At 56.1% G+C, this 5,428-nt stretch carries 3 rRNA genes; all 3 read left to right on the forward strand.

Annotated features, from left to right (window positions below):
• Positions 1-261 precede the first annotated feature (261 nt).
• The 3 genes from G6016_RS05300 to rrf all read left to right on the forward strand — a co-directional run bounded on the left by G6016_RS05300 (position 262) and on the right by rrf (position 5,421).
• Positions 262-1,778 (forward strand): 16S ribosomal RNA (locus G6016_RS05300).
• 341 nt (positions 1,779-2,119) lie between these two features.
• Positions 2,120-5,216, forward strand: a 23S ribosomal RNA gene (locus G6016_RS05305).
• A gap of 88 nt (positions 5,217-5,304) precedes the next feature.
• Positions 5,305-5,421: ribosomal RNA gene (rrf, locus tag G6016_RS05310) — 5S ribosomal RNA — on the forward strand.
• The 16S, 23S and 5S rRNA genes sit together here, the layout of an rRNA operon.
• The last annotated feature ends 7 nt before the right edge of the window (positions 5,422-5,428 follow it).

Here is a 5,428-nt window from a genome sequence, read left to right on the forward strand (position 1 = left end):
CTGGAGAAGTTGCCCCGAGCTGGGGCGGCGAGATGGTTTCACCCCGGATGTTCACTGGCTTTTGTGTTGGTGTTCGGATGGTGTGTGGGTGTTGTTTGAGAACTCAACAGTGTGTTTTGTTTGTGATAGTGCCAAATTTTTTGTTTGGTTGCGGCCCTTTTTCACATCCCTGTCGTGAGGGGGTCGCGTTTTTTGGAAACAGCCAGTTTTGGTTTTGTTTCTGTTTGCTTGGATTTGCTTTTCGTATAGTGCTGAGAAGCTTTTATGGAGAGTTTGATCCTGGCTCAGGACGAACGCTGGCGGCGTGCTTAACACATGCAAGTCGAACGGTAAGGCCCCTTCGGGGGTACACGAGTGGCGAACGGGTGAGTAACACGTGGGTAATCTGCCCTGCACTTCGGGATAAGCCTGGGAAACTGGGTCTAATACCGGATATGAGCTCCTGCCGCATGGTGGGGGTTGGAAAGTTTTTCGGTGCAGGATGAGCCCGCGGCCTATCAGCTTGTTGGTGGGGTAATGGCCTACCAAGGCGACGACGGGTAGCCGGCCTGAGAGGGTGATCGGCCACACTGGGACTGAGACACGGCCCAGACTCCTACGGGAGGCAGCAGTGGGGAATATTGCACAATGGGCGGAAGCCTGATGCAGCGACGCCGCGTGGGGGATGACGGTCTTCGGATTGTAAACCCCTTTCAGTAGGGACGAAGCGCAAGTGACGGTACCTGCAGAAGAAGCACCGGCCAACTACGTGCCAGCAGCCGCGGTAATACGTAGGGTGCGAGCGTTGTCCGGAATTACTGGGCGTAAAGAGCTCGTAGGCGGTTTGTCGCGTCGTCTGTGAAATCCTCCAGCTTAACTGGGGGCGTGCAGGCGATACGGGCAGACTTGAGTACTACAGGGGAGACTGGAATTCCTGGTGTAGCGGTGAAATGCGCAGATATCAGGAGGAACACCGGTGGCGAAGGCGGGTCTCTGGGTAGTAACTGACGCTGAGGAGCGAAAGCATGGGTAGCGAACAGGATTAGATACCCTGGTAGTCCATGCCGTAAACGGTGGGCGCTAGGTGTGGGGGTCTTCCACGACTTCCGTGCCGCAGCTAACGCATTAAGCGCCCCGCCTGGGGAGTACGGCCGCAAGGCTAAAACTCAAAGGAATTGACGGGGGCCCGCACAAGCGGCGGAGCATGTGGATTAATTCGATGCAACGCGAAGAACCTTACCTAGGCTTGACATATACAGGACGACGGCAGAGATGTCGTTTCCCTTGTGGCTTGTATACAGGTGGTGCATGGTTGTCGTCAGCTCGTGTCGTGAGATGTTGGGTTAAGTCCCGCAACGAGCGCAACCCCTGTCTCATGTTGCCAGCACGTTATGGTGGGGACTCGTGAGAGACTGCCGGGGTCAACTCGGAGGAAGGTGGGGATGACGTCAAATCATCATGCCCCTTATGTCTAGGGCTTCACACATGCTACAATGGCTAGTACAGAGGGCTGCGATACCGTGAGGTGGAGCGAATCCCTTAAAGCTGGTCTCAGTTCGGATTGGGGTCTGCAACTCGACCCCATGAAGTCGGAGTCGCTAGTAATCGCAGATCAGCAATGCTGCGGTGAATACGTTCCCGGGCCTTGTACACACCGCCCGTCACGTCATGAAAGTCGGTAACACCCGAAGCCGGTGGCCCAACCCTTGTGGAGGGAGCCGTCGAAGGTGGGATCGGCGATTGGGACGAAGTCGTAACAAGGTAGCCGTACCGGAAGGTGCGGCTGGATCACCTCCTTTCTAAGGAGCACTCACCACGCTTTTGGTGTGGTCAGAGTTTGCGCCCGGTTCGTGCCCGAGTGTGGTGCGCCGGGTGGCTCATTGGGTGGAACACTATCGCGTAGGACCTCGTCTTGATCTCGAGGGCTGGCTCAGGGCTGGCTCGCGGGGGAGTGGGGTTCGGATGAAACACACTGTTGGGTGTCTGAAACAACACCGTCAAGCCCCTGTTGGGGTTTGGTTGTTTCTGATGGCACTGATTCCTGATATGCCCGGATTGTTTGTTCTGGGTGTGGGTGGGGTTGGTGTGTGTTGTTTGAGAACTGCACAGTGGACGCGAGCATCTTTAAATTGTTTTGTGAATGTAAGTGTGTAAGAGCACACGGTGGATGCCTTGGCACCAAGAGCCGATGAAGGACGTAGTAGGCTGCGATAAGCCTCGGGGAGTTGCCAAACGAGCTGTGATCCGAGGGTGTCCGAATGGGGAAACCCAGCACGCGTGATGGCGTGTTACCCGCATCTGAATTCATAGGGTGTGTGGAGGGAACGCGGGGAAGTGAAACATCTCAGTACCCGCAGGAAGAGAAAACAATAGTGATTCCGTCAGTAGCGGCGAGCGAACGCGGAGGAGGCTAAACCGCATGCGTGTGATACCCGGCAGGGGTTGCGTGTGTGGTGTTGTGGGGCGCGAATTTCTTTGGTTCTGCCGGACCGGGCGCTGAGTGACCATGGGTTAGGGGAACGACTTGGAAGGGTCGGCCGTAGAGGGTGAGAGTCCCGTACCTGAAAGCCTTGTGGCCCAGTGGTTTGTGTACCCAAGTAGCAGCGGGCCCGTGAAATCTGCTGTGAATCTGCCGGGACCACCCGGTAAGCCTGAATACTCCTTGGTGACCGATAGCGGATTAGTACCGTGAGGGAATGGTGAAAAGTACCCCGGGAGGGGAGTGAAATAGTACCTGAAACCGTGTGCTTACAAACCGTCAGAGGCTTTCGGGCTGATGGCGTGCCTTTTGAAGAATGAGCCTGCGAGTTAGTGGCATGTCGCGAGGTTAACCCGTGTGGGGAAGCCGTAGCGAAAGCGAGTCCGAATAGGGCGTTTTGAGTGGCATGCTCTAGACCCGAAGCGGAGTGATCTACCCATGGCCAGTGTGAAGCGACGGTAAGACGTCGTGGAGGCGCGAACCCACTTAGGTTGAAAACTGAGGGGATGAGTTGTGGGTAGGGGTGAAAGGCCAATCAAACTCCGTGATAGCTGGTTCTCCCCGAAATGCATTTAGGTGCAGCGTCGCATGTTTCACCTCGGAGGTAGAGCTACTGGATGGCCGATGGGCCCCACAAGGTTACTGACGTCAGCCAAACTCCGAATGCCGAGGTGTGAGAGTGCGGCAGTGAGACTGCGGGGGATAAGCTTCGTAGTCGAGAGGGAAACAGCCCAGATCGCCGGCTAAGGCCCCTAAGCGTGTACTAAGTGGAAAAGGATGTGGGATCGCTGAGACAGCCAGGAGGTTGGCTTAGAAGCAGCCACCCTTGAAAGAGTGCGTAATAGCTCACTGGTCAAGTGGTCCTGCGCCGACAATGTAGCGGGGCTCAAGTACACCGCCGAAGCCGCGGCACTCACACATGAACCTCCTCCGGGCAGGTGTGTGGGTGGGTAGGGGAGCGTCGTGTGGCCATGGAAGCGCCGGAGTGATCCAGGTGTGGAGGCCACACGAGTGAGAATGCAGGCATGAGTAGCGAATGACGAGTGAGAAACTCGTCCGCCGGATGACCAAGGGTTCCTGGGTCAAGCTAATCTGCCCAGGGTGAGTCGGGACCTAAGGCGAGGCCGACAGGCGTAGTCGATGGACAACGGGTTGATATTCCCGTACCCGTGTATGCGCGCCCATGGTGAATCAGTGATACTAACCGCCCTGAAGCTTCTAGAGCATCCTTCGGGATGACGTGGAGTGGATGCGCGGGACCTGATCTGGTAGTAGCCAAGCGATGGGGTGACGCAGGAAGGTAGCTGGGCCAGTCAGTGGTTGTACTGGTGTAAGAGTGTAGGCCGATCGGTAGGCAAATCCGCCGATCACAAGGGCTGAGACTTGATGCATACCCGTTGTGGGGAATTCAGTGATCCTATGCTGCCGAGAAAAGCCTCTAGTGAGTTCATACACGGCCCGTACCCCAAACCAACACAGGTGGTCAGGTAGAGAATACCAAGGCGATCGAGAGAACTGTGGTTAAGGAACTCGGCAAAATGCCCCCGTAACTTAGGGAGAAGGGGGACCACGTCCGGTGACCCATGTACATGGTGAGCTGGGGGTGGTCGCAGAGACCAGAGAGAAGCGACTGTTTACTAAAAACACAGGTCCGTGCGAAGACGTAAGTCGATGTATACGGACTGACGCCTGCCCGGTGCTGGAAGGTTAAGAGGACCGGTTAGCCGTAAGGCGAAGCTGAGAATTTAAGCCCCAGTAAACGGCGGTGGTAACTATAACCATCCTAAGGTAGCGAAATTCCTTGTCGGGTAAGTTCCGACCTGCACGAATGGCGTAACGACTTCTCTGCTGTCTCGACCACAGACTCGGCGAAATTGCATTACGAGTAAAGATGCTCGTTACGCGCGGCAGGACGAAAAGACCCCGGGACCTTTACTATAGCTTGGTATTGGCGTTCGATTCGGTTTGTGTAGGATAGGTGGGAGACTGTGAAACATGCACGCCAGTGTGTGTGGAGTCGTTGTTGAAATACCACTCTGATCGTATTGACCGTCTAACCTCGGCCCATGATCTGGGTTAGGGACAGTGCCTGGTGGGTAGTTTAACTGGGGCGGTTGCCTCCCAAAGAGTAACGGAGGCGCCCAAAGGTTCCCTCAGCCTGGATGGCAATCAGGTGTTGAGTGCAAGTGCACAAGGGAGCTTGACTGTGAGACGTACATGTCGAGCAGGGACGAAAGTCGGGACTAGTGATCCGGCACCGGCAAGTGGAAGCGGTGTCGCTCAACGGATAAAAGGTACCCCGGGGATAACAGGCTGATCTTCCCCAAGAGTCCATATCGACGGGATGGTTTGGCACCTCGATGTCGGCTCGTCGCATCCTGGGGCTGGAGTAGGTCCCAAGGGTTGGGCTGTTCGCCCATTAAAGCGGCACGCGAGCTGGGTTTAGAACGTCGTGAGACAGTTCGGTCTCTATCCGCCGCGCGCGTAAGAAACTTGCGGAAGGCTGTCCCTAGTACGAGAGGACCGGGACGGACGAACCTCTGGTGTGCCAGTTGTTCCACCAGGAGCATCGCTGGTTAGCTACGTTCGGAAGGGATAACCGCTGAAAGCATCTAAGCGGGAAGCCTGTTCCAAGATGAGGTTTCTCACCACCTTGCGTGGTTAAGGCCCCCCACAGACCATGGGGTTGATAGGCCGGAACTGGAAGCGCAGCAATGCGTGGAGGTGACCGGTACTAATCGGCCGAGGACTTACACACAAAACCAACAACAAAGTTTGAACGCGTCCACTGTGCAGTATCTGAAACAACACACCCACACACTTTGTGGGCCCTTGTTTCACAGAGTTACGGCGGCCATAGCGGCAGGGAAACGCCCGGTCCCATTCCGAACCCGGAAGCTAAGCCTGCCAGCGCCGATGGTACTGCACTCGCGAGGGTGTGGGAGAGTAGGTCACCGCCGAACACAACTT

This window comes from Dietzia aerolata, assembly GCF_014144865.1.
Classification (GTDB): Bacteria; Actinomycetota; Actinomycetes; order Mycobacteriales; family Mycobacteriaceae; genus Dietzia; species Dietzia aerolata.